This window comes from Enterobacter sp. K510, from assembly GCF_055804875.1.
The window spans coordinates 93,292-116,073 of record NZ_JBNRLQ010000001.1; the positions used below are offsets into that span (position 1 = coordinate 93,292).

At 58.8% G+C, this 22,782-nt stretch carries 19 protein-coding genes; 9 read left to right on the forward strand and 10 right to left on the reverse strand.

Annotated elements, in window-relative coordinates; all coding sequences use genetic code 11:
• Positions 1-52: 52 nt before the first annotated feature.
• The 5 genes from alaS to mltB all read right to left on the reverse strand — a co-directional run bounded on the left by alaS (position 53) and on the right by mltB (position 6,251).
• Entirely contained in the window at positions 53-2,680 is a 2,628-nt protein-coding gene (gene alaS, locus ACQUTD_RS00430) for an alanine--tRNA ligase (RefSeq protein WP_473276673.1), read from the reverse strand.
• Positions 2,681-2,809: 129 nt separating this feature from the next.
• A complete protein-coding gene (gene recX / locus ACQUTD_RS00435) occupies positions 2,810-3,316 on the reverse strand; it encodes a recombination regulator RecX (RefSeq protein WP_473276674.1) in 507 nt (168 codons plus the stop codon).
• A gap of 71 nt (positions 3,317-3,387) precedes the next feature.
• Entirely contained in the window at positions 3,388-4,452 is a 1,065-nt protein-coding gene (gene recA, locus ACQUTD_RS00440; RefSeq protein ID WP_072570037.1) for a recombinase RecA, read from the reverse strand.
• Positions 4,453-4,541: 89 nt separating this feature from the next.
• Entirely contained in the window at positions 4,542-5,039 is a 498-nt protein-coding gene (gene pncC, locus ACQUTD_RS00445; RefSeq protein ID WP_072570036.1) for a nicotinamide-nucleotide amidase, read from the reverse strand.
• 129 nt (positions 5,040-5,168) lie between these two features.
• Complete coding sequence (gene mltB, locus ACQUTD_RS00450) at positions 5,169-6,251, reverse strand: lytic murein transglycosylase B (protein ID WP_321987922.1); 1,083 nt, start codon at positions 6,249-6,251, stop codon at positions 5,169-5,171.
• A 270-nt stretch (positions 6,252-6,521) separates the two neighbouring features.
• Here mltB and srlA point away from each other — a divergent pair, with 270 nt between their 5' ends.
• The 7 genes from srlA to gutQ all read left to right on the forward strand — a co-directional run bounded on the left by srlA (position 6,522) and on the right by gutQ (position 11,484).
• Positions 6,522-7,085 carry a PTS glucitol/sorbitol transporter subunit IIC gene (gene srlA / locus ACQUTD_RS00455; protein ID WP_072570146.1) on the forward strand — a complete coding sequence of 188 codons (564 nt, stop codon included), beginning with the start codon at positions 6,522-6,524 and terminating at the stop codon, positions 7,083-7,085.
• Positions 7,082-8,035 (forward strand): PTS glucitol/sorbitol transporter subunit IIB, encoded by a 954-nt coding sequence (gene srlE / locus ACQUTD_RS00460; RefSeq protein WP_473276675.1) that lies wholly within the window; start codon positions 7,082-7,084, stop codon positions 8,033-8,035. The genes srlA and srlE overlap by 4 nt, the downstream gene beginning before the upstream one ends.
• Positions 8,036-8,048: 13 nt before the next feature.
• On the forward strand, positions 8,049-8,411 hold the full coding sequence (gene srlB, locus ACQUTD_RS00465; protein WP_318364912.1) for a PTS glucitol/sorbitol transporter subunit IIA: 363 nt from the start codon (positions 8,049-8,051) through the stop codon (positions 8,409-8,411).
• Positions 8,412-8,425: 14 nt separating this feature from the next.
• A complete protein-coding gene (srlD, locus tag ACQUTD_RS00470) occupies positions 8,426-9,205 on the forward strand; it encodes a sorbitol-6-phosphate dehydrogenase (protein WP_072570032.1) in 780 nt (259 codons plus the stop codon).
• A 121-nt stretch (positions 9,206-9,326) separates the two neighbouring features.
• Positions 9,327-9,686, forward strand: coding sequence for a transcriptional regulator GutM (gene gutM, locus ACQUTD_RS00475; RefSeq protein WP_473276677.1), 360 nt, complete (start codon positions 9,327-9,329; stop codon positions 9,684-9,686).
• A gap of 66 nt (positions 9,687-9,752) precedes the next feature.
• On the forward strand, positions 9,753-10,526 hold the full coding sequence (srlR, locus tag ACQUTD_RS00480) for a glucitol operon DNA-binding transcriptional repressor SrlR (RefSeq protein WP_473276678.1): 774 nt from the start codon (positions 9,753-9,755) through the stop codon (positions 10,524-10,526).
• Positions 10,519-11,484: an arabinose-5-phosphate isomerase GutQ gene (gutQ, locus tag ACQUTD_RS00485; RefSeq protein WP_072570029.1), complete on the forward strand. Its 966-nt coding sequence runs from the start codon at positions 10,519-10,521 to the stop codon at positions 11,482-11,484. The genes srlR and gutQ overlap by 8 nt, the downstream gene beginning before the upstream one ends.
• Here the strand turns inward: gutQ and norR are convergent.
• Positions 11,481-13,004 (reverse strand): nitric oxide reductase transcriptional regulator NorR, encoded by a 1,524-nt coding sequence (gene norR, locus ACQUTD_RS00490; protein ID WP_473276679.1) that lies wholly within the window; start codon positions 13,002-13,004, stop codon positions 11,481-11,483. The two genes, gutQ and norR, sit on opposite strands and share 4 nt — an antisense overlap.
• Positions 13,005-13,187: 183 nt before the next feature.
• On the opposite strand from norR, the gene norV reads away from it, so the two are divergent.
• Both norV and norW read left to right on the forward strand, forming a co-directional pair.
• Positions 13,188-14,633 carry an anaerobic nitric oxide reductase flavorubredoxin gene (gene norV, locus ACQUTD_RS00495; protein WP_318364916.1) on the forward strand — a complete coding sequence of 482 codons (1,446 nt, stop codon included), beginning with the start codon at positions 13,188-13,190 and terminating at the stop codon, positions 14,631-14,633.
• Entirely contained in the window at positions 14,630-15,760 is a 1,131-nt protein-coding gene (gene norW / locus ACQUTD_RS00500) for an NADH:flavorubredoxin reductase NorW (protein ID WP_473276680.1), read from the forward strand. Before norV ends, norW begins: the two co-directional genes overlap by 4 nt.
• A gap of 689 nt (positions 15,761-16,449) precedes the next feature.
• On the opposite strand, the gene hypF is transcribed toward norW, so the two are convergent.
• From hypF to ACQUTD_RS00520, 4 genes are all read right to left on the reverse strand, one after another.
• Positions 16,450-18,660, reverse strand: coding sequence for a carbamoyltransferase HypF (gene hypF / locus ACQUTD_RS00505; protein WP_473276681.1), 2,211 nt, complete (start codon positions 18,658-18,660; stop codon positions 16,450-16,452).
• A 9-nt stretch (positions 18,661-18,669) separates the two neighbouring features.
• The gene (fdhF, locus tag ACQUTD_RS00510; RefSeq protein WP_473276683.1) at positions 18,670-20,817 is read right to left on the reverse strand and encodes a formate dehydrogenase subunit alpha; all 2,148 of its coding nucleotides are present in this window, start codon (positions 20,815-20,817) and stop codon (positions 18,670-18,672) included.
• Between the two features lie 38 nt (positions 20,818-20,855).
• On the reverse strand, positions 20,856-21,398 hold the full coding sequence (gene hydN / locus ACQUTD_RS00515) for an electron transport protein HydN (RefSeq protein WP_072570023.1): 543 nt from the start codon (positions 21,396-21,398) through the stop codon (positions 20,856-20,858).
• A gap of 143 nt (positions 21,399-21,541) precedes the next feature.
• Positions 21,542-22,555, reverse strand: coding sequence for a substrate-binding domain-containing protein (locus ACQUTD_RS00520; protein WP_473276684.1), 1,014 nt, complete (start codon positions 22,553-22,555; stop codon positions 21,542-21,544).
• Between the last annotated feature and the right edge of the window lie 227 nt (positions 22,556-22,782).

Below are 22,782 nucleotides of genomic sequence, written 5' to 3' on the forward strand. Positions count from 1 at the left end.
GGCAAAAATGCCATAACCTGAGTCATGGCATTTGCCTGCGCTTTTTCGTTATTTACAGCTTCGCACTTACCCAGGTTTTAACGCTGGCCAGTGCTGCGGGAAGCGCTGACGCATCGGTACCGCCGGCTTGCGCCATATCCGGTCGACCGCCCCCTTTGCCCCCCACTTGTTGGGCTACCATTCCTACCAGTTCCCCTGCTTTCACGCGGTCGGTCACATCCTTAGACACACCCGCAATCAGAGAAACCTTACCCTCTGCCACCGTAGCCAGCACGATTATAGTAGAACCTAACTGATTCTTCAGATCGTCGACCATGGTACGCAGCATCTTCGGCTCAACGCCTGCCAGTTCACTGACCAGCAGCTTCACGCCATTGATGTCTTCGGCTTTGCTGGACAAGCTTGCGCTCTCCAGGGCTGCCTGTTGTTCTTTCAGGTGTTGCAGCTCTTTCTCAAGCTGACGCGTTTTATCCAGAACGCTGCGCACTTTCTCGCCCAGGTTCTGGCTGTCGCCTTTCAGCAACTGCGCGATGTCATGCAGCTGATCGCTTTCCGCGTGCAGGCTGGCAATCGCCCCTTCGCCGGTGACGGCTTCGATACGACGCACGCCAGCGGCGGTGCCCGATTCCGACACAATACGGAACAGGCCAATGTCACCGGTACGTGAGGCGTGAGTCCCGCCGCACAGCTCCGTTGAGAAATCGCCCATGCTCAGCACGCGCACGCGATCATCATATTTCTCGCCGAACAGCGCCATTGCACCCTTCGCGCGTGCGGCTTCCAGTTCCATAATATTGGTTTCGATCGGCAGGTTGCGGCGGATTTGCGCGTTCACCAGATCTTCAACCGCACGGACCTCTGACGGTTTCATCGCTTCGAAATGCGAGAAGTCAAAGCGCAGGATCTTGTCGTTAACCAGAGAACCTTTCTGCGCCACATGCGTACCCAGCACTTCGCGCAGCGCGGCGTGCATCAGGTGCGTGGCGGAGTGGTTCAGACGAATACGTTCGCGGCGAGCCTCGTCAACTTCCGCTTTTACGCCATCGCCCAGCTTCAGCACGCCGGACGCCAGTTTGCCCTGGTGACCAGTCGCCTGACCGTATTTCTGCGTGTCGGTAACAGTAAAGGTGAAGCCATTGCCTTTCAGCTCGCCCTTATCACCCACCTGACCGCCGGATTCGGCGTAGAAAGGCGTTTCATCCAGCACCACCACCGCATCCTGACCGGCTGTGATGGCGTCTACCGCTTTACCGTCGACAAAGAGCGCGGTGACTTTTGCGGTCAGCTCAAGGTGGTCGTAGCCTTTGAATTCGGTGCTGCCGTCAACGCGGATCATCGCATTGTAATCGGCGCCAAAACCGCTGGATTCACGCGCGCGACGGCGCTGCTCTTCCATTGCGGCTTCGAAGCCCGCTTCGTCCACTTTCAGATTACGCTCACGGCACACGTCGGCGGTCAGATCCACCGGGAAACCGTAGGTATCGTACAGACGGAAGGCGGTTTCACCGTCCAGCGTGTCGCCGGTCAGCTTCGACAGCTCTTCATCCAGCAGCGCCAGGCCACGCTCAAGCGTGCGGGCAAACTGCTCTTCTTCGGTTTTCAGCACCTGCTCAACCTGCGCCTGCTGGCGTTGCAGATCTTCGCCTGCCGCGCCCATTACCGCGATCAGCGGACCGACGAGTTTGTAGAAGAAGGTGTCTTTCGCGCCCAGCATGTTGCCATGACGCACCGCGCGACGAATGATGCGGCGCAGCACATAGCCACGGTTTTCATTCGACGGCAGCACGCCATCCGCAATCAGGAAGGCACAGGAACGAATATGGTCGGCAATGACGCGCAGGGATTTGTTGCTCAGATCCGTCGCGCCCGTCACTTTCGCTACGGCTTCGATAAGTTTGCTGAACAGATCGATGTCGTAGTTAGAGTTCACATGTTGCAGTACGGCGGCAATGCGCTCAAGGCCCATACCGGTATCCACGGACGGCTTCGGCAGCGGTTCCATGGTGCCGTCGGCCTGGCGGTTGAACTGCATAAAGACGATGTTCCAGATCTCAATGTAGCGGTCGCCGTCTTCTTCCGGGCTACCCGGAGGCCCGCCCCAGATGTGATCGCCGTGATCGTAGAAAATCTCGGTGCACGGGCCGCACGGACCGGTGTCACCCATCTGCCAGAAGTTGTCGGAAGCGTATGGCGCGCCTTTGTTATCACCGATGCGGATGATACGTTCGCGCGGAATGCCGACTTCTTTTTCCCAGATGTCGTACGCTTCGTCGTCAGTGGCGTACACGGTCACCCACAAACGCTCTTTCGGCAGGGCAAACCAGTTTTCACCGGTCAGCAGTTCCCATGCGAACTGAATGGCTTCGTGTTTGAAGTAATCGCCGAAGCTGAAGTTACCCAGCATTTCGAAGAAGGTATGGTGACGCGCGGTGTAACCGACGTTTTCCAGGTCATTATGTTTACCGCCCGCACGCACGCAGCGCTGCGAGGTGGTCGCGCGGGAATAATTACGCTTGTCGAGACCAAGGAATACATCCTTGAACTGGTTCATCCCGGCGTTGGTAAACAGCAGAGTCGGGTCGTTATTTGGAACCAGGGAGCTGCTGGCAACTACCTGATGGCCCTTACTATGGAAAAAGTCGAGAAACGCCTGACGGATCTCAGCGGTGCTCTTGCTCATAATTATCCTGAAATCAAGCTAACGTATTATCGTAGCCGGCGGTTGACTGCGTAGAGACCGCCGCCAACTACCGGAAAAAGTGGGAATAAGATAAGTTTTCTTTACTGCGAAGTAAAATCCCGTATGCAGTCAATCATCAAAATTTCGCCACAGCGCCTGAATATCTTCCATCATAAAGCCGCGGTACATCAGAAATCGCTGTACTTTCACTTTATCGGCGAAGGCGGTGGGCAGCGGCTCGCCATATTTGCGGTAGGCCTGCTCGCGGGCCAGCGCCGTCCAGTCAATCTCACACTCGCGCATCGCCGCCTGCGCGGCTTCCCGGCCAATGCCTTTCTGGTTTAGCTCCTGGCTGATGCGCGACGGGCCGTAACCTTTGCGTCCGCGGCTGGCAATAAACTGGCGGGCGAAACGATCGTCATCAAGGTAGCGGTTTTCAAAGCACCAGTTAACGACGTTATTGATATCTTCTTCGCTGGCATCCACCGGCTCCGGCCCGGTTTTGGTCATAACGGGCACGGTGAGTTTGCGGCGAAATTCCTGTTCACTGTGATCGCGCATCGCGAGGATACGCATTGCCCGATCCAGTAACCGGGCATAGGCGGAACGACGGGGCGTAGTATCAGAATCAGACATAGCACACCTGCTGGAAATGGAATAGCAAAAGGGCTGCATAAGCAGCCCTTTTTATCGGTTACATAAGATTATCAGAAATCTTCGTCGCCTTCTTTCGCGTGTTCATCGTTGTCATCAACGGTGAAGTCAGGCTTGGTATCCGGATTACTGAGCAGCGCGTCACGCACTTTCTTCTCAATTTCCTTAGCCGTTTCCGGGTTCTCTTTCAGCCAGGTAGTGGCGTTCGCTTTACCCTGACCGATTTTCTCACCGTTGTAGCTGTACCATGCACCTGCTTTCTCGATGAACTTCTCTTTCACGCCCAGGTCAACCAGCTCGCCGTAGAAGTTAATACCTTCCCCGTAGAGGATCTGGAATTCAGCCTGTTTGAACGGCGCGGCGATCTTGTTCTTCACAACCTTCACGCGGGTTTCGCTGCCCACTACGTTATCGCCCTCTTTCACCGCGCCGATACGGCGGATGTCGAGACGCACGGAAGCGTAGAATTTCAGCGCGTTACCACCGGTGGTGGTTTCCGGGTTACCGAACATCACACCAATTTTCATACGGATCTGGTTGATGAAGATCAGCAGCGTGTTGGATTGCTTCAGGTTACCCGCCAGTTTACGCATCGCCTGGCTCATCATACGTGCCGCGAGGCCCATGTGAGAGTCACCGATTTCGCCTTCGATTTCGGCTTTCGGGGTCAGCGCTGCAACGGAGTCAACCACCAGCACGTCAACGGCGCCTGAGCGCGCGAGCGCGTCACAGATTTCCAGCGCCTGCTCACCGGTATCCGGCTGAGAACACAGCAGGTTATCAATATCCACGCCCAGCTTACGTGCGTAGACAGGGTCCAGCGCATGTTCAGCATCGATAAACGCACAGGTTTTACCCTGACGCTGCGCCGCCGCGATAACCTGAAGGGTTAAGGTTGTTTTACCTGAGGATTCCGGCCCGTAGATTTCTACGATACGGCCCATCGGCAAACCGCCTGCGCCCAGTGCAATATCCAGAGAAAGCGAACCGGTGGAGATAGTTTCCACATCCATGGAACGGTCTTCACCCAGGCGCATGATGGAGCCTTTACCGAATTGCTTTTCGATCTGGCCCAGTGCTGCCGCCAACGCTTTCTGTTTGTTTTCGTCGATAGCCATTATTACTCCTGTCATGCCGGGTAAAGCAGGTGGTGCTCAACCGGGAATTCTTAACTGTTGCGGCAATTATACTGTATGCTCATACAGTATCAAGTGTTTTGTAGAAATTGTTGCCATAGCGTTTGCAGGGCATAAGCCGTGGCCTGACGACGCACATTTTCGCGGTCGCCGCTGAAGCATTCACAGCGGGTGATCCCCTCGCCTGCGGCGCTGGCAAAGCCAAACCACACGGTGCCGACGGGCTTGGTAGCCGTGCCGCCGTCCGGTCCGGCAATGCCGCTGATGGCGATCGCATAGTCCGCGCGGGCGGCTTTAATGGCGCCTATCGCCATCTCAACCACCACCGGCTCGCTCACCGCGCCATGCTGTTCCAGCGTGGCGGGCTTAACGCCAATCATCTGCGCTTTCGCTTCGTTACTATAGGTGACAAAACCGCGTTCAAACCAGGCGGAACTGCCCGCAATATCGGTGATGACTTTCGCCACCCAGCCGCCGGTGCAGGATTCAGCGGTGGTGACCGTGGCGCCCCGCGCTTTGAGCGCCTGTCCGATACGCTCGCTCAGATGCATCAATTCACTGTCTGTCATCATGACTCCCGTAAGTGAATAAAAACATGGCAGACAAGATAGCATCTTCTCAATAAAGGTGGGGGCGGGAAGTCGATTTTACGAGGGGGCTTCAGAAAAAAGGCCAGCGGACGCCGGCCTTTATCGTTATTACTTAACGCGCGACAGCGCCACCGTCTGACCGAGCTGCCAGACTGCCATTGCATAGTGGGTGCTGTGGTTATAGCGGGTTATGGCGTAGAAGTTCGGCAGACCGTACCAGTATTCGTAGCCGGTGCCCACATCGAGGCGCAGCAGGCTCGCTTCCTGATGATTACCCAGCGATTGCTGCGGCGTTAAGCCCGCCGCCGCCAGCTGCGCAACGCTGTATTTGGTTTTGAAGCCGTTCGCCAGCCCCGGCGCCTGCCCGATGGCCGGTACTGCCACCAGATCGCCTTTCACCCAGCCATGCTCTTTGAAGTAGTTGGCCACGCTGCCGATAGCATCCACCGGATCCCACAGGTTGATATGCCCGTCGCCATTAAAATCAACGGCATACTCTTTATAGGAGGACGGCATAAACTGTCCGTAGCCCATCGCCCCGGCAAAAGAACCTTTCAAATCGAGCGGATCGTCGCTCTCATCGCGCGCCATCAGCAGGAAGGTTTCCAGCTCGGAAGAGAAATAGGCGGCGCGGCGCGGATAGGCGAATGACAGGGTTGCCAGCGCATCCAGAATGCGGGTTTTCCCCATCACGCGGCCCCAGCGGGTTTCCACGCCGATGATGCCGACGATGATTTCCGGCGGCACGCCGTACACCTGCCACGCGCGATTGAGCGCATCTTCATATTGATCCCAGAAGGCTACGCCGTTTTGCACGTTATCCGGCGTGATGAACTGTTTACGGTAACGCAGCCAGGCACCGGTTGGCCCTGAGGGTACGCTGGCGGTCGGCGCCTGGCGATCCATCAGGCGCAGCACGGAATCAAGGCGCTTCGCCTGCGAGAGGATCTCATGCAGTTGCTGACGGTCAAAACCGTGTTTGCTGACCATCATATCAATGAACTGTTCAGCCGCCGGGTTGTTGGCAAAATCGCCGGCCGGATTGAGCATAGTATGCTGCGGCTCCAGCAGGAATCCGCCGGCAGGCGGCGTGCCCGCAGTGGCGGGAGCCTGAGTGGATTTTGGTTTACTGCTACAGGCGGAGAGCAGAACCAGCACAGGTAAAAGAGCTGCGTAACGACGCTTAAACATGGGACATCCATATAAGATAACGAATTCGGCGAGAGGGAATTATGGTAAAGCATCTGCCTGTCCACAAGGAAGCGGCAAAGAGAAGTCGCCGCAACATTCTCCTGCGCCCCGCCTAAATCTTGCAAAACGAACGTTTACTCCCCTTCTTTTCCTTAAAATCTTTCATTTCGATCATTTTATCTTTCATAATGAGATCTGAATAACACTTTCAAACCTTTCAAAGTGATTATTATTAGCCGTGCAAAAGACCCTACCCTGGAGGAGAAAAGAATGATCGAAACCATCACGCACGGCGCCGAGTGGTTTATCGGGCTGTTTCAGAAAGGTGGCGAAGTATTTACCGGCATGGTGACGGGCATTCTGCCGTTGCTGATCAGTCTGCTGGTGATCATGAACGCGCTGATTAACTTTATTGGTCAGCAACGTATCGAACGACTGGCGCAGGGCTGCGCCGGTAATCCCGTTACCCGCTATCTGCTGCTGCCGCTGGTCGGCACCTTTGTGTTCTGTAATCCGATGACGCTAAGCCTGGGCCGCTTTATGCCGGAAAAATACAAGCCGAGCTATTACGCCGCCGCGTCCTATAGCTGCCACTCGATGAATGGCCTGTTCCCGCACATTAACCCCGGCGAACTGTTTGTCTATCTGGGCATCGCCAGCGGCCTCACTACGCTGGGTTTACCCCTCGGCCCGCTGGCGGTGAGCTACCTGCTGGTCGGCCTCGTCACCAACTTCTTTCGCGGCTGGGTCACTGACCTCACCACCGCCATTTTTGAGAAAAAAATGGGCATTCAACTGGAGCAGAAAGTCCGCCTGGCAGGAGCAACATCATGACGCGCATTGTGATTGAAAAAGGCACCGGCGGCTGGGGCGGCCCGCTGATGTTTGACGCCGCCACGCCGAAAAAAATCGTCTATATCACGGCCGGAACGCGCCCGGCCATCGTCGACAAGCTGGCGCAGCTCACCGGCTGGCAGGCGGTGGACGGCTTCAAAGAGGGAGAACCTGCGGAAGCAGAGATCGGCGTGGCGGTGATCGACTGCGGCGGCACCCTGCGCTGCGGCATCTACCCGAAACGCCGTATTCCGACGGTGAATATTCATGCCACCGGCAAGTCCGGCCCGCTGGCGCAGTACATCACCGAAGACATTTACGTCTCCGGCGTGAAAGAGGAAAACATTCGTCACGAACAGGCCGCCACGGCAAATCCTGCGCCGCGGGATTACGACACCAGTAAGAAGATCACCGAGCAGAGCGACGGCCTGCTGGCGAAGGTCGGCATGGGGATGGGCTCGGCGGTGGCGGTACTCTTTCAGGCCGGGCGCGACACCATTGATACGGTGCTGAAAACCATCCTGCCGTTTATGGCGTTCGTCGCGGCGCTGATCGGCATCATCATGGCGTCCGGTCTGGGCGACTGGATCGCCCACGGCCTCGCCCCGCTCGCCAGCCATCCGCTGGGGCTGGTGACGCTGGCGCTGATCTGCTCCTTCCCGCTGCTGTCGCCCTTCCTCGGCCCCGGCGCAGTCATCGCCCAGGTGATTGGCGTACTGATCGGCGTACAGATTGGCCTCGGGCACATCCCGCCGCATCTCGCCCTGCCCGCCCTGTTTGCGATTAACGCCCAGGCGGCGTGCGACTTCATCCCGGTCGGGCTGTCGCTGGCGGAAGCGCGTCAGGACACGGTGCGCGTCGGCGTTCCTTCTGTACTGGTCAGCCGTTTTCTCACCGGCGCGCCTACCGTCCTTATCGCCTGGTTTGTTTCAGGTTTCATCTATCAATAAGAGGTCATAAACGATGTCCGTGATCTACCAGACCACCATCACCCATATTGGCGACAGCGCAGCGGAGGCGCTGGACGAACAGATGCTGATCACCTTTCGCGAGGGCGCGCCGGCCGACATTCAGGCGTTCTGTTTCATTCACTGCCACGGCGAAATGCACGGCAGCCTGCAACCCGGCGCGGTATTTGAGCTGGGGGAACAGCGCTATCCCGTCACCGCCGTGGGGGCGGTGGCAGGCGAAAACCTGCGCGAGCTGGGTCATATCACCCTGCGGTTTGACGGCGAGCGTGAGGCGGAATTCCCCGGCACGGTGCACGTCGCCGGGCCGGTGCCGTCAGCGATCCAGCCGGGCTGCATTTTAAAATTTACTGCGTAGTTGAGGAGAAAAGTATGGATCAGGTTGCCGTTGTCATTGGCGGAGGACAGACCTTAGGGGCGTTCCTGTGCCGTGGGCTGGCCGCAGAGGGTTATCGTGTGGCGGTGGTGGATATTCAGAGCGATAAAGCCGCCAGCACCGCACAGCAGATCAATGCCGAATTCGGCGAAGGTAAGGCGTACGGTTTCGGGGCCGACGCCACCAGCGAACAGAGCGTGCTGGCGCTCTCCCGAGGCGTGGACGAGATTTTTGGCCGCGTCGATTTGCTGGTATACAGCGCCGGGATCGCCAAAGCGGCCTTTATCAGCGATGTCGAGCTGGGGGATTTTGACCGCTCGTTGCAGGTGAATCTGGTGGGCTATTTCCTCTGCGCGCGGGAGTTTTCACGGCTGATGATCCGCGACGGCATCGCCGGGCGCATCATCCAGATCAACTCGAAATCCGGCAAAGTGGGCAGCAAACACAATTCAGGCTACAGCGCCGCCAAGTTCGGCGGCGTGGGGTTAACGCAGTCGCTGGCGCTGGATCTGGCGGAGTACGGCATTACCGTGCACTCGCTGATGCTCGGTAATCTGCTGAAATCGCCGATGTTCCAGTCGCTGATCCCGCAGTATGCCAGCAAGCTCGGTATTCCCGCCGATCAGGTGGAGCAGCATTACATTGATAAAGTGCCGCTGAAGCGCGGCTGCGATTATCAGGATGTGCTTAACCTGCTGCTGTTTTACGCCAGCCCGCTGGCGTCTTACTGCACCGGGCAGTCGATTAATATCACCGGCGGGCAGGTGATGTTTTGAGTTCATTCCCGTGAATGCATTCCCCGGTGGCGCTGCGCTTACCGGGGCTACAACCCTCCATGACCGTAGGCCGGGTAAGGCGCAGCCGCCACCCGGCAATTCCGGCAATTAAGGAGTCACTATGGTAACGGCACTTATCACCGTCGCCGCCATCGCCTGGATCGGCCAGATGGCGCTGGGCGGCTGGCAGATCCGCCAGTTTAACCGCGCCTTTGAGCAGCTGTGCCAGCGCGGGCGGGTCGGCGTCGGGCGGGCTGGTGGACGCTTCCGGCCCCGCGTGGTCATCGCCGTCGCGCTGGATGAACAGCAGCGCGTGACGGACACCTTACTGATGAAAGGACTGACGGTTTTCGCCAGACCGTTAAAAATTTCCGCGCTTACCGGCAAACATCGTGATGAATTACACCCTGATGTGATCTTTCCCCATGATCCGCGCTGTCAGAATGCTCTATCATTAGCGCTTAAAATGAAACATGGGTAATTTCGTTGTGAACGCTTTTAGCTTGCGAAATTATCAGTTCGCAATTTCACGCAGGATCCAACGCCTATGAAACCACGTCAGCGCCAGGCCGCTATTCTCGAACATCTGCATCAGCGGGGTAAATGTTCGGTAGATGAACTGGCGCAGCAGTTCGACACCACCGGCACCACCATCCGCAAAGATCTGGTGATCCTCGAACACGCCGGTACGGTGATCCGCACTTATGGCGGCGTCGTGCTTAATAAGGACGAAGCGGATCCGCCTATCGATCATAAAGCGCTGATTAACACCGCTCAGAAAGCGCGCATCGCCGAAACGGCGGTGGGCTTTATTCACGATGGTGATTCGCTGATCCTCGACGCAGGCAGTACGGTGCTGCAAATGGTGCCCCTGCTCAGCCGTTTTAATAACATCACGGTCATGACCAATAGCCTGCACATCGTGAACGCCCTGTCGGAGCTGGACAACGAGCAGACTATCCTGATGCCGGGCGGTACTTTCCGTAAAAAATCCGCCTCCTTCCACGGTCAGCTGGCGGAAAACGCCTTTGAGCATTTCAGCTTCGATAAGCTGTTTATGGGCACCGACGGCATCGATCTCAGCGCGGGCGTCACCACCTTCAACGAAGTGTTTACCGTCAATAAAGCCATGTGCAACGCCGCGAGGGAAGTGATCCTGATGGCCGACTCCTCAAAGTTTGGCCGCAAAAGCCCGAATATCGTCTGTAGCCTGGAGAGCGTGGATAAACTGATCACCGACGCGGGAATTTCCGAGGAGTTCCGCGCCGCACTGGAAGACAAAGGAATTGACGTGATTATTGCCGGAGAGAACCATGAGTGAACATCTGTTAAATACTGCCCGCCAGACCCTGCTGCTGGAATTACAGGAAGCCAGCCGTCTGCCGGAACGCCTCGGGGACGACTTCGTGCGCGCCGCCAGCGCCATCCTGCACTGCGAAGGCAAAGTGATTGTCTCCGGCATCGGCAAATCCGGACACATTGGCAAGAAGATCGCCGCCACCCTCGCCAGCACCGGTACCCCGGCCTTTTTTGTCCATCCGGCGGAAGCGCTGCACGGCGATCTTGGCATGATTGAAAGCCGCGACCTGCTGCTGTTTATCTCCTATTCCGGCACCGCAAAAGAGCTGGATCTGATCATCCCGCGGCTGGAAGAAAAAGGCGTCGCGCTGCTGGCGATGACCGGTAAATCCCGCTCCCCGCTGGCGCTGGCCGCCAAAGCCTGGCTGGACATTTCGGTGGAGCGTGAAGCCTGCCCGATGCACCTTGCGCCCACCTCCAGCACCGTTAACACGCTGATGATGGGCGACGCGCTGGCGATGGCGGTGATGCAGGCGCGCGGTTTCAACGAAGAGGATTTCGCCCGTTCGCATCCGGCGGGGGCGCTGGGCGCGCGGTTGCTTAATAAAGTGCATCACCTGATGCGTACCGGTGACGCCCTGCCGCAGGTGCAGCTCGACACCAGCGTGATGGACGCCATGCTGGAACTAAGCCGCACCGGGCTGGGGCTGGTGGCGGTATGCGACAGCGCGCAGCACGTTCAGGGGGTGTTTACCGATGGCGACCTGCGCCGCTGGCTGGTGGGCGGCGGTACGCTGGACGCCGCGGTACGTGACGCCATGACGCCGGGCGGCGTCACGCTACAGGCGCAGAGCCGCGCCATTGATGCCAAAGAGATCCTGATGAAGCGCAAAATCGCCGCCGCCCCGGTGGTGGATGAAAACGGCGTGCTCACCGGCGCAATCAACTTACAGGACTTCTACCAGGCGGGCATTCTCTAGCCCTTCAGCCCCAGACGCTTCGCCAGCCGGTGCAGGTTGGCGACGTCCATCTCCAGCGCCCGCGCGCTTGCCGCCCAGTTATGGTTGTGGGCGCGCAGGGCATTCTCAATCAGCTGGCGCTGAAAATCTTCCGTAGCCGTCCGCAGGTTCAGCGCGGCGTCGTTCACTGGCGGGCTGATGGCGGGCGTTGCCGCAGGCGCAGCCTCATAGGTGAAGGCAAAGTGATGCGCTTCCAGCACCACTTCATCCCCTGCCCGCGTCGCCCGCGCCAGCACCACCGCGCGATGAATGGCATGTTCCAGCTCGCGCACGTTGCCGGGCCAGCCATACGCCAGCAGCTGCGCCCGCGCGCCGGGGCTCAGCACCACCTGCGCCAGCCCGAGCCGCATCCGGCACTGCTCGCAGAAATAACCCGCCAGCAGGATCACATCCTCGCCCCGCTCCCGCAGCGGCGGCACAAACAGCGGAAAGACGCTCAGGCGGTGGAACAGATCGGCGCGAAACCGCCCCGCCAGCACCTCCTCACGCAGGTCGCGGTTGGTGGCGGCCAGTACGCGCACATCCACCCGCAGACTGCGGTCATCGCCGACGCGCTGAATATCGCCGTACTGCAACACGCGCAGCAGCTTCGCCTGCAACGCCAGCGACAGCTCGCCGATTTCATCAAGGAACAGCGTGCCGTTATCGGCCATTTCAAACTTGCCGCTGCGGTTGCTGATCGCCCCGGTAAAGGCCCCTTTCACATGGCCGAAGAGTTCGCTTTCCGCCACGCTTTCCGGCAGCGCCGCGCAGTTCAGATAGACCAGCGGATTCACCGCCCGTGGCGATCCGCTGTGAATGGCCTTTGCCACCAGTTCTTTGCCGGTGCCGGTTTCGCCGCTGATCAGCACGTTGAGATCCGAGGCGGCAACGATATCGATCTCTTTTTTCAGCTGCTGCATCGCCGGGGCGAGGCCGATCATCTCCTGCCCGCGCTCCGGCGTGAAGCTGCTTTCCCCGGCGGGCAGCACGTTCTGGCTTTCCAGCTGGGCAATCAGCAGCGCGTTATTCAGCGCCCCGGCCACCAGCGCGGCTATCAGACGCAGGGCTTCGTCGCTGAAGCCGTCGAACTGATCCGGCTCCATGCCGTCGAGGGTCAGCGCGCCAATCAGCTTTTGCCCGGCAAACAATGGCAGGCCCAGGCAGGCGTGCACTTTCAGGCTCTCCTGACCGGGGATCAGGCCATCGTAGGGGTCGGGCAGATCGCTGTCTGCCGGAAAGCGCACCACGTCCCCGGCGCGGGCAATCGCCTCCAGGCGCGGGTGTCCGGCCAGCGAAAAGCGCCGCCCCAGCACGTCCTGCGCCAGCCCGTCGATAGCCAGCGGAATGAACTGGTGCGCCTCATAGCGCAGCAGCGCCGAGGCATCGCAGCCCAGCACCTGGCGCAGCGTGGCGATCAGCCGGGAAAAGCGATCCTGATGACCGATATCGCTTTGCAGTTCAATGGCGATTTTCGCCAGTGCTTCCACGGAAAAACGCATACCCACCTCACAGTCATTTTGACAATGCATAGTGTCATATTGACCATTAAAAGCATAGTCATTTTGACAAAGCGCCTTTCACGTTATTTTATTAAAACATTGATTTATATCACAATTAAAAACTGGCACGCATCTTGATATAGCTCAGTCATCTTTCTCAATTTCAGAGTGGCTGAGGTTAATATGACTATTCATGTAAAAAATAATATTCACTGGGTTGGACAACGTGACTGGGAAGTACGTGATTTTCACGGCACCGAATACAAAACCCTGCGCGGCAGCAGCTATAACAGCTATCTGATCCGCGAAGAGAAAAACGTGCTCATCGACACCGTCGACCACAAATTCAGCCGTGAATTCGTGCAGAACCTGCGTGCTGAAATAGACCTCGCGGATATTGACTACATCATCATCAACCATGCGGAAGAAGATCACGCCGGGGCGCTGACCGAGCTGATGTCCTGCATCCCGGACACGCCGATTTACTGCACCAATAACGCCATCGATTCCATTAACGGTCATCACCATCATCCGGAGTGGAATTTCAACGTGGTGAAAACGGGCGACACCCTGGACATTGGTAACGGCAAACAGCTGATCTTCGTTGAAACGCCGATGCTGCACTGGCCGGACAGCATGATGACCTATATGACCGGCGACGCGGTGCTGTTCAGCAACGACGCCTTTGGTCAGCACTATTGCGACGAACACCTGTTTAATGACGAAGTGGATCAGGTGGAACTGTTCGAACAGTGCCAGCGCTACTACGCCAACATCCTGACGCCATTCAGCCGCCTGGTGACGCCGAAAATCACCGAAATCCTCGGCTTTAACCTGCCGGTGGATATGATCGCCACCTCCCACGGCGTGGTATGGCGTGATAACCCGACGCAAATCGTCGAGCTGTACCTCAAATGGGCGGCAGATTATCAGGAAGATCGCATCACCATTTTCTACGACACCATGTCGAACAATACCCGCATGATGGCCGACGCCATCGCCCAGGGCATCAACGAAGTGGATCCCCGCGTGGCGGTGAAAATCTTCAACGTCGCCCGCAGCGATAAAAACGAGGTGCTGACCAACGTGTTCCGCTCCAAAGGCGTGCTGGTGGGCACCTCCACCATGAACAACGTGATGATGCCGAAAATCGCCGGGCTGGTGGAAGAGATGACCGGGCTGCGCTTCCGCAATAAACGCGCCAGCGCCTTTGGCTCTCACGGCTGGAGCGGCGGCGCGGTGGATCGCCTGTCCACACGTTTGCAGGATGCCGGTTTTGAGATGTCACTCAGCCTGAAAGCCAAATGGCGTCCGGATATTGATGCGCTGGAAATCTGCCGTCAGCATGGCCGTGATATTGCCCGTCAGTGGGCGCTTACCCCGCTGCCTTCCGCTGCTGCCCCGGACGTAAAACCGCAGGAAGAAAGCGTCAGCGAGCCTGCCGTCGCTGATCTCGGTCCGTGCATGCAGTGCAGCGTGTGCCAGTGGATCTACGATCCGGCCACCGGCGAGCCAATGCAGGATGTCGCCCCCGGCACGCCGTGGGACGAGGTGCCGGACAACTTCCTGTGCCCGGAATGTTCACTGGGTAAAGACGTGTTTGATGTGCTGGCCGTGGAGGCAAAATGAATCAGGGTATCGTCATTATTGGTTCGGGCTTCGCCGCCCGACAGCTGGTAAAAAATATCCGCAAACAGGACGCGCAGGTTCCGGTCACGCTGATTGCCGCTGACAGCATGGACGAATACAACAAACCGGATCTCAGCCACGTGATCAGCCTCGGCCAGTCGGCAGCCGATCTCACCCGCCAGCCAGCGGGGGAGTTTGCGGAACAGTTTAATCTGCGCCTGTTCCCGCAGACGCGGGTGACGGAAATCGACTCAACCCGCCGCTGCGTTAAAAGCCAGCAGCAGGAATGGTTTTACGACAAGCTGGTACTGGCGACGGGGGCCTCGGCCTTTGTGCCGCCGGTGCCGGGCAACGAACTGATGCTGACGCTGAACAGTCAGCAGGAGTATCAGGCGTGCGGCGCGACCCTGCGCGATGCGCAGCGCGTGCTGATTGTCGGCGGCGGGCTTATCGGCACTGAGCTGGCGATGGATTTTAACCGCGCCGGTAAAACGGTGACGCTGGTGGATACCGCCGCCAGCATACTTTCTTCGCTGATGCCGCCGGAAGTGAGCAGCCGCCTGCAACATCGTCTGACGGAAAGCGGTGTGCATCTGCTGTTGAAGTCGCAGCTGCTTGGGCTGGAGGCCACCGCCGGGGGCATTCAGGCCCGCTTTGATCGCGATCGCCTCCTTGAGGTGGATGCAGTGGTGGCTGCCACTGGCCTGAAACCGCAGACGGCGCTGGCGAGTCAGGCGGGTATTGCCGTCAGACGCGGCATCGTGGTCGACAACCATCTGCGCACCAGCGTCGAGGATATTTATGCGCTGGGTGACTGCGCGGAGATCAACGGTAAGCTGCTGCCCTTCCTGCAACCGATCCAGATTTGCGCGATGTGGCTGGCGAAGACGCTGCTGGGCCAGCAGGCCACGTTGTCGCTGCCGCCGATGCTGGTGAAGGTGAAGACGCCGGATCTGCCGCTGCATCTGGCGGGCGAGACGCAGCGCGGGGATCTGCACTGGCAGATCGAGGCGCGCCCGGACGGGATGGTGGCGAAGGGGTTTGAGGGGGAGAAGCTGCGGGCGTTTGTGGTGAGTGAGGACCGGATGAAGGAGGCGTTTGGGTTGCTGAAGGCGCTGAACGGGTAGGTTTATTGGGGCTGTTCGGTGGGATGTTTGGTGTGGTGGAATGTTCGGTGTGGTGGAATATTCCGTTCACTTTGCGTTCCGTGTCAGGCGTGACGCCGCTGACGGTGAACGTGCTAAGGGGGCCACCGCGGCCCCCTTAGCAATCCCCGCGGCCCCGCACAGAAACCGGTGCTGCGCACTGCGCTCACCTCCCGCCCGTCTGCCCGCGGTCGGCTCAATTCGGCCTCCTGCCTCATATCGCCTCTGGCCGCCATCCATGGCGTCCAGCCCTTGTCATCCGGCCTCCGGCTCGCCGGTTTCAGCGGGGACTCAACCCCTCGCGTCATTATCTTTATTTTTTATAAGGCGACGAAGTGGCTTTCTGTTTTTCAGAACTTACAGGAACTGCTGAGTTAATTTATTTAGAAATCATGAAGTGTGGGGGGAGTCCGGCTGAAAATCGCTGAGGCGTTCCCTGTAGGCCGGGGCAGCCCGCATGGATGCGGGCTGAGGCCGCGACTTGCAGGGACGCTGCATCGCGCCCGACCCGAAGCCGGAAGGGATAAGCCGAGGGCACCGCGAAGCGGCGATTTTCCTGCCGGGAGCCCGGGGGTGCAGGGGGCGGCGGCGACTGGCCACCCCCTGCGCGCTCTGTGCGCCCACAGTTAAAGTCGTTCGCCAGAGCAAATAAGAGCGCAACCCCCGCCCATCTAATCAGAAACCAGCCGCGCTGCCGCGATCACCCCCTGCCCAAAGGCAATCCCCCCATCCCCCGCCGGTAACCCCTTCGGAAACAACAACCGGAAATCCGCCAGATAATGCCGTAAGCGCGCCACCAGCAGCCGGTTGTGCATCACCCCGCCGCCAAAACACAACGTCGTGATCCCCCGCGCCTGCGCCTCGCGCCGCATCAGTCCCGCCAGCCCTTTTGCCAGCGCATCATGAAACGACCAGGCTTTTTCGCTTACCGTGGCGTCCCACGTCAGCCATGTCTGCCAGAATTCCGTAAGATCATGCGGCTGCAACTGCACCGGATGAGCCACGCCGGAACATTCACTTGCCAGCGCCTCCAGCCGACAGGCCGCCTCGCCCTCGTAGCTCAGGCTTTCCGGCGCGCAGCCGAGCGCGCAGGCCACGGCGTCAAACAGCCGCCCGCAGGATGACGCGCAGGGTGAATTAATCCCCTGCGCTATCGCCCGCGCCAGCAACGGCCAGTTTTTATCCTGTAGCACGCGGGTTTGCGGATAACGCTGCCAGTCCGGCACAAAGGCCAGACAGTGCGCCAGCAGGTTGCGCCACGGCTGTCGTGCCGCCAGGTCGCCGCCGGGCAGCGCCACCGCCGGTAAGCCGCCAAGGTGCACGCATTCGCGGTAGTTCACCCGCAGGCACTCCCCGCCCCACAGCTGGCCGTTTTCACCCATGCCGATGCCGTCAAGGATCAGCGCGATGACATCGCCGCCGTCGCGCGGCCAGCCGTGTTCTGCCAGACAAGCCGCCGCATGAGCGTGATGATGGAGCACGTGGCTCACCGGCAGGCCGAGCGCCTCGCCCCATTGCGTGGCGCGATAGCCGCTGTGGGCATCGCACACCGCCTGCTGCGGCACGAAGTCATAAATTTTCTGCATCAGTTCAAGGGCGGCGCGCCACTGGGTTTCCACCCCGTCCTCGGTCAGATCGCCAAAATGCTGGCTCAGCACCGCCCGGTCGCCCCGTAGCAGACAAAAGGTATTTTTCATGTCCGCCCCGAGGCATAGCAGCGGCGGCACGGCGTCAAAGCCCGGCGGCAGCGGCAGCGCGTCCGGCACAAAGCCGCGCGCCCGGCGCAGCATCTCACCGCTGACGCGCATCACCGAGTCATCCATGCGCTGCACGATATCGCGGTTATGCAGTAAAAAGCCGTCGGCAATATCCGCCAGATCGTTGAGCGCCTGGTCGTTGGTCAGCGCAGGCGGTCTACCGCTGAGGTTGCCGGAGGTCATCACCAGCGGACGCTCCAGCGCCTGCATCAGCAAATGCTGGAGCGGACTGGCGGGCCACATCACGCCCACCTCCGCAAGCGACGGCGCAATGGCCTCGCACAGTTCCGGCAACGCGCTTTTCGCAACCAGCACAATGGGCGCGGCGGCGGTTTGCAGATGTTCTGCCGCCGCCTCACAACTGCCGTGGGGGATCATCACCGCCAGTGGTTTGGCCGGACGGCGCTTACGTTCCCGCAGCCGACTCACCGCCTGCTGGTTTTGCGCATCAACGGCGAGATGAAAACCGCCCAGGCCCTTAATGGCGACGATCTTTCCCGCCGCCAGCATGGCGACCGCCGCCTGCAACGCCGCCTCGCCCACTTCGCTTACCCCTGCTGCCTGCCATTCAAGCTGCGGGCCGCACTCTGCGCAGGCCACCGGCTGGGCATGAAAACGCCGATCCGCCGGATTGCGGTACTCCGCCGCGCACGCCTCGCACAGCGGAAAGGCGCGCATCACGGTAAAGGGGCGGTCGTAAGGCATGGCGTGAATGATAGTAAACCGCGGCCCGCAGTGGGTGCAGTTAATAAAGGGATAACGATAGCGGCGTTCAGCAGGATCGTTCATTTCCGCCAGACAGGCCGGGCAGGTGGCGGCGTCCGGCACAATCTGCGTGTCCATGCTGCCGCCGGTGCTGTGGCGAATGGTGAAGGCGGTGGGCGCGTCGTCCCACTGCCAGGGGGTCACCTCGGTATCGTCAATGCGCGCCAGCGGCGGGCAGTGCTGATACAGTTCACTGAGAAAACGCGTGGCCTCGCCAGACAGCCGGATTTCGACGCCGTGCCCGTCGTTGCAGACATCGCCACGCAGATCGAGTTGTTGCGCCAGCTGCCAGACGAAGGGGCGGAAACCCACCCCCTGCACCTTGCCGCGCACACGGATCAGTACGCCGTTATTACTCATTCTGTCCTGTCATACCACTGCGTCGCGCAGCCGGTTTTTCATCTCAAGATAGGTGGTCTGAGTGTAATCTTCCGCCCAGCGCTGGTCGTCGATCGCGCTCACCTTCACCGCGCAATATTTGGTTTCCGGGGTTTTGGAGATCGGATCGAGATTGTCCTGGGTCAGTTCATTACAGGCGCCAATCCACCACTGATAGGTCATGTACACGCTGCCGGTGTTGATACGCTCGTTAACGTCGGCACGGCTGATCACCCTGCCACGGCGCGAGGAAACCCACACCAGTTGCCGATCCTGAATGCCCAGCGCGCGGGCGTCCTGCGGGTTGATCTGCACAAAACCCGGCTCATCCGCCAGAGTTTGCAACGCCGCGCAGTTACCGGTCATCGAGCGGCAGGAGTAGTGCCCCACTTCGCGCACGGTGCACAGCACCAGCGGGTAGTCGGCGTCCGGCACTTCCGCAGGCGCGCGCCACGGGGCGGCAAATAGATGCCCTTTGCCGTCCGGCGTATCAAATTTATTGCCTTTGTAGAGGAAAGGCGTGCCGGGGTGATCGAGGGTCGGGCAAGGCCACTGCACGTGTCCCATATCGCCCATTTTTTCATACGTCACGCCATAGAACAGCGGGCACAGCTCGCGCAGTTCATCCCAGATTTGCTGATTATTGTCGTAGTGCATCGGGTAGCCCATTTCGGTGGCGATAAGGCTGATAATTTCCCAGTCACGTTTGACGTTGTACTTAGGCTCAATGGCTTTTTCGAAGCGCTGGAAGCCGCGGTCGGCGCAGGTAAAGACGCCGCCGTGCTCGCCCCAGGAGGTGGCGGGCAGGATCACGTCCGCCTGCTCGGCGGTTTTGGTCATGAAAATGTCCTGCACGACGATAAAATCAAGGGCCGCAAAGCCTTTGCGCACCAGGCCCAGATCCGCTTCGGTCTGCAATGGATCTTCACCCATGATGTAATAGGCTTTCACTTTGCCTTCGATGGCCAGATGCGGCACTTCGGTGATGCGTACGCCGGGTTTATCGTCCATATCGTCAACGTTAATGCCCCAGGCGGCAGCGAATTTTGCGCGCACCGCCGGATCCACCACATCCTGATAGCCGGGGAACTGGTTAGGGATGACGCCCATGTCGCACGCCCCCTGAACGTTATTCTGCCCGCGCACCGGCCCGACGCCGACGTGCTCGCGCCCCAGATTGCCGGTAAGCAGCGCCAGGCTCGACAGCCCTTTCACCACGTCCACCGCCTGACCGAACTGCGTCACGCCCATGCCCCACATAATGGTGGCCGACGGCGCGGCGGCGTAAGTGCGCATCGCCTGACGGATCTGCTGCGCCGACACGCCGGTCAGGTGCTCTACCTTTTCCGGCGCATAATCTTTTACCGTTTCCCGGTAGGCGTCCAGCCCGCTGGTAAAGCTGGCGACGTACTCTTTGTCGTAGAGCTGCTCTTCCAGCAGCACATAACCAAAGGCGTTAACCAGCGCCATATTACAGCCGTTTTTGATTTGCAGATGCTGATCGGCGATGCGCGCGGTTTCGATACGGCGCGGATCGCAGACGATAATTTTCGCGCCGTTCTGTTTCGCCTTGATCACCCGACGCGCCACAATGGGATGCGAATCCGCGCAGTTGTAGCCAAATACCAGCAGGCAGCGGGAATTTTCAATGTCGCCGATGGAGTTACTCATCGCGCCGTTGCCAAGCGTTTCCTGTAATCCCGCCACCGATGGCCCGTGGCAGACGCGCGCGCAGCAGTCGACGTTATTGGTATTGAGCACGCCGCGGGCGAATTTCTGCATCACATAGTTGGTTTCGTTTCCCGTTCCGCGGGACGAACCGGTGGTCATAATGGCGCGCGGGCCGAACTGCGCGCGGATCTCGCCCAGGCGTTTTGCGGTATAACGGATCGCCTCGTCCCAGCTGACCGGCGTGAGTTTGCCGCCTTTTTCATAGCGGATCATCGGCTGCGTCAGGCGTGGCGTCAGAAGCTTAGTATCGTTCAGAAAATCCCAGCCATAGTAACCTTTCAGGCACAGCTGGTTCTGGTTAGTCACCCCTTCGGCGGCTTCCGCGCGCAGGATTTTGTTGTTCTCAACGACCAGTTTAAGTTTGCAGCCTGCGCCGCAGTAGGGACATACGCTTGTGATTTTTTTCATCAGTAACAGACCTGTTAAAAGTTGAAATCGGGTTCGGGTTAAAACAGCATGCCGGTGGTATCCAGGGCGGAACGACGGCGTTTATCGGCGCTCATTTTTTCCAGCATATTGCGATCGACACAGACCAGCGCTCGTGTCGGGCAGACTTCCATGCACGCCGGACCGGCGTCGCGGTGATGGCAGAGATCGCATTTGTTGGCTTCGGCTTTTTCGGCGCGCACGTTCAGGCCCGCGCCGCTGTTGCGTACGACCGGGCGCACCACCACTTCCATTGCGCCATACGGACAGGCCACCACGCAGGTTTTGCAGCCGATGCAGCGTTCCTGCATCACATGCACAAAGCCTTTATCGCGGCTGATTGCGCCGTTCGGGCAGACGTTGGCACAGGGAGCGTCTTCGCACTGGCGGCACAGGGTGGCGGTGGAGATATTCACGCCTTTAATCACATGGATACGCGGCAGAAAGGTGGTGGGCGTCAGGGCGGCGCAGTCCTGATCTTCCTGATGCGAAACCACGCAGGCGACTTCGCAGGTGCGGCAGCCAATGCATTTATTGGCATCCGCCATGATGAAACGGTTCATCGGGTTCTCCGGCTGTAAAGGTTACCGCGGAGCTATTCATGAATCGTGCCAGATTTTAATATATTGATATTTATGTATATTTTAGAAAAGACGAGGCAGAAAGGAAGTGTCATCGACACGAGTGACGATGACACCTGTCGACGTCAGGCGTGTGGCCCGTCAATGATGGAGTCGCGGGAATGTAATTCCCCGGCAAAGGTTTGCTGATATTTAAATTCACCGCCGTCGAGCATAAAGATTAACCGGTTAATGGTTTCTTTGATCATTTCCGTGACCGGAATACGCACGCTGGACAGCGACGGCACAATATAAGGCGCCAGCGCGATGTCATCGAATCCCAGCACGGAAACCCGATCGGGAACCGTTATTCCCGCCTCATGCAGCTGTTTAATTGCGCCAATCGCCATGTCGTCATTACTGGCCACCAGCGCGGTAAAGGTTTGCTCCCGTGAGAGTAGCGTTTTCACGCCCTCTGCGCCGCTGGCAGGCGTCCATTTTCCTTCGACGATCAGATCGTTGCGCAGCGCAACGCCGTATTGCGCTAACGCGTCTTTATAGCCCGCCAGACGTTCAATACCGGTTGGCGAATCCAGCGAGCCGGTAATAAAAGCAATATCCCGGTGGCCGCGCGCTAATAAAGTCGACACCGCTTTAAAGCTGGACTGTTTTTGATCGGACCAGACACAGTGGCTGCTGTTTTTCCGCAGCCGACGATTAAGCACCATCACCGGCTGGGTGTGATTTTCAACAAGCGCATCCAGTTCATCGACGCTGAGAAAACGGGGATAAATAATGATCGCGTCACAGCGCATATCGAGTAAATACTGGATCGCCTGGCGCTCTTCTTCCGCGCTGTGTTTACCGTCGGCGAGGATCAGCTGGCGGCCATGATCTTCCGTCATCCGCGCGGCATGGAACAGCAACTCGCTGAAATAGACGCCGTAATAGAGGGTGTTGGTCACCACAAGACCCAGCATCTGCGTCTTTTTCGTCGCCAGATTGCGCGCCAGCAAATTAGGCCGGTAGCCGCTCTCCTCAATCGCCTGAAACACCCGGTCTTTGGTTTCCTGGCTCACATAGCCATTCCCTGACAGCACGCGGGATACCGTGGCTTTGGACACCCCTGCCCGCTTTGCGACCTCCAGCATCGTCGTCATGATCATTGTCCCTTTAATGTCGATAAGCGGCAGTGTACTTCACCCTCACGCAGTTTGCAGCTTTGGTGCCGGGCGGCGACGGCGTCTGGCCCGGCCTACAGCCAACCAAATATTTAGCGAACCTCATCACAAATTAAAATAAAAATAATTGTTTGATTTACCAGAACTCATCATTCTTTTGTGGAACCGGTTTCCTATCTGCTGTGTCATTGTCTGACAATGAAAGC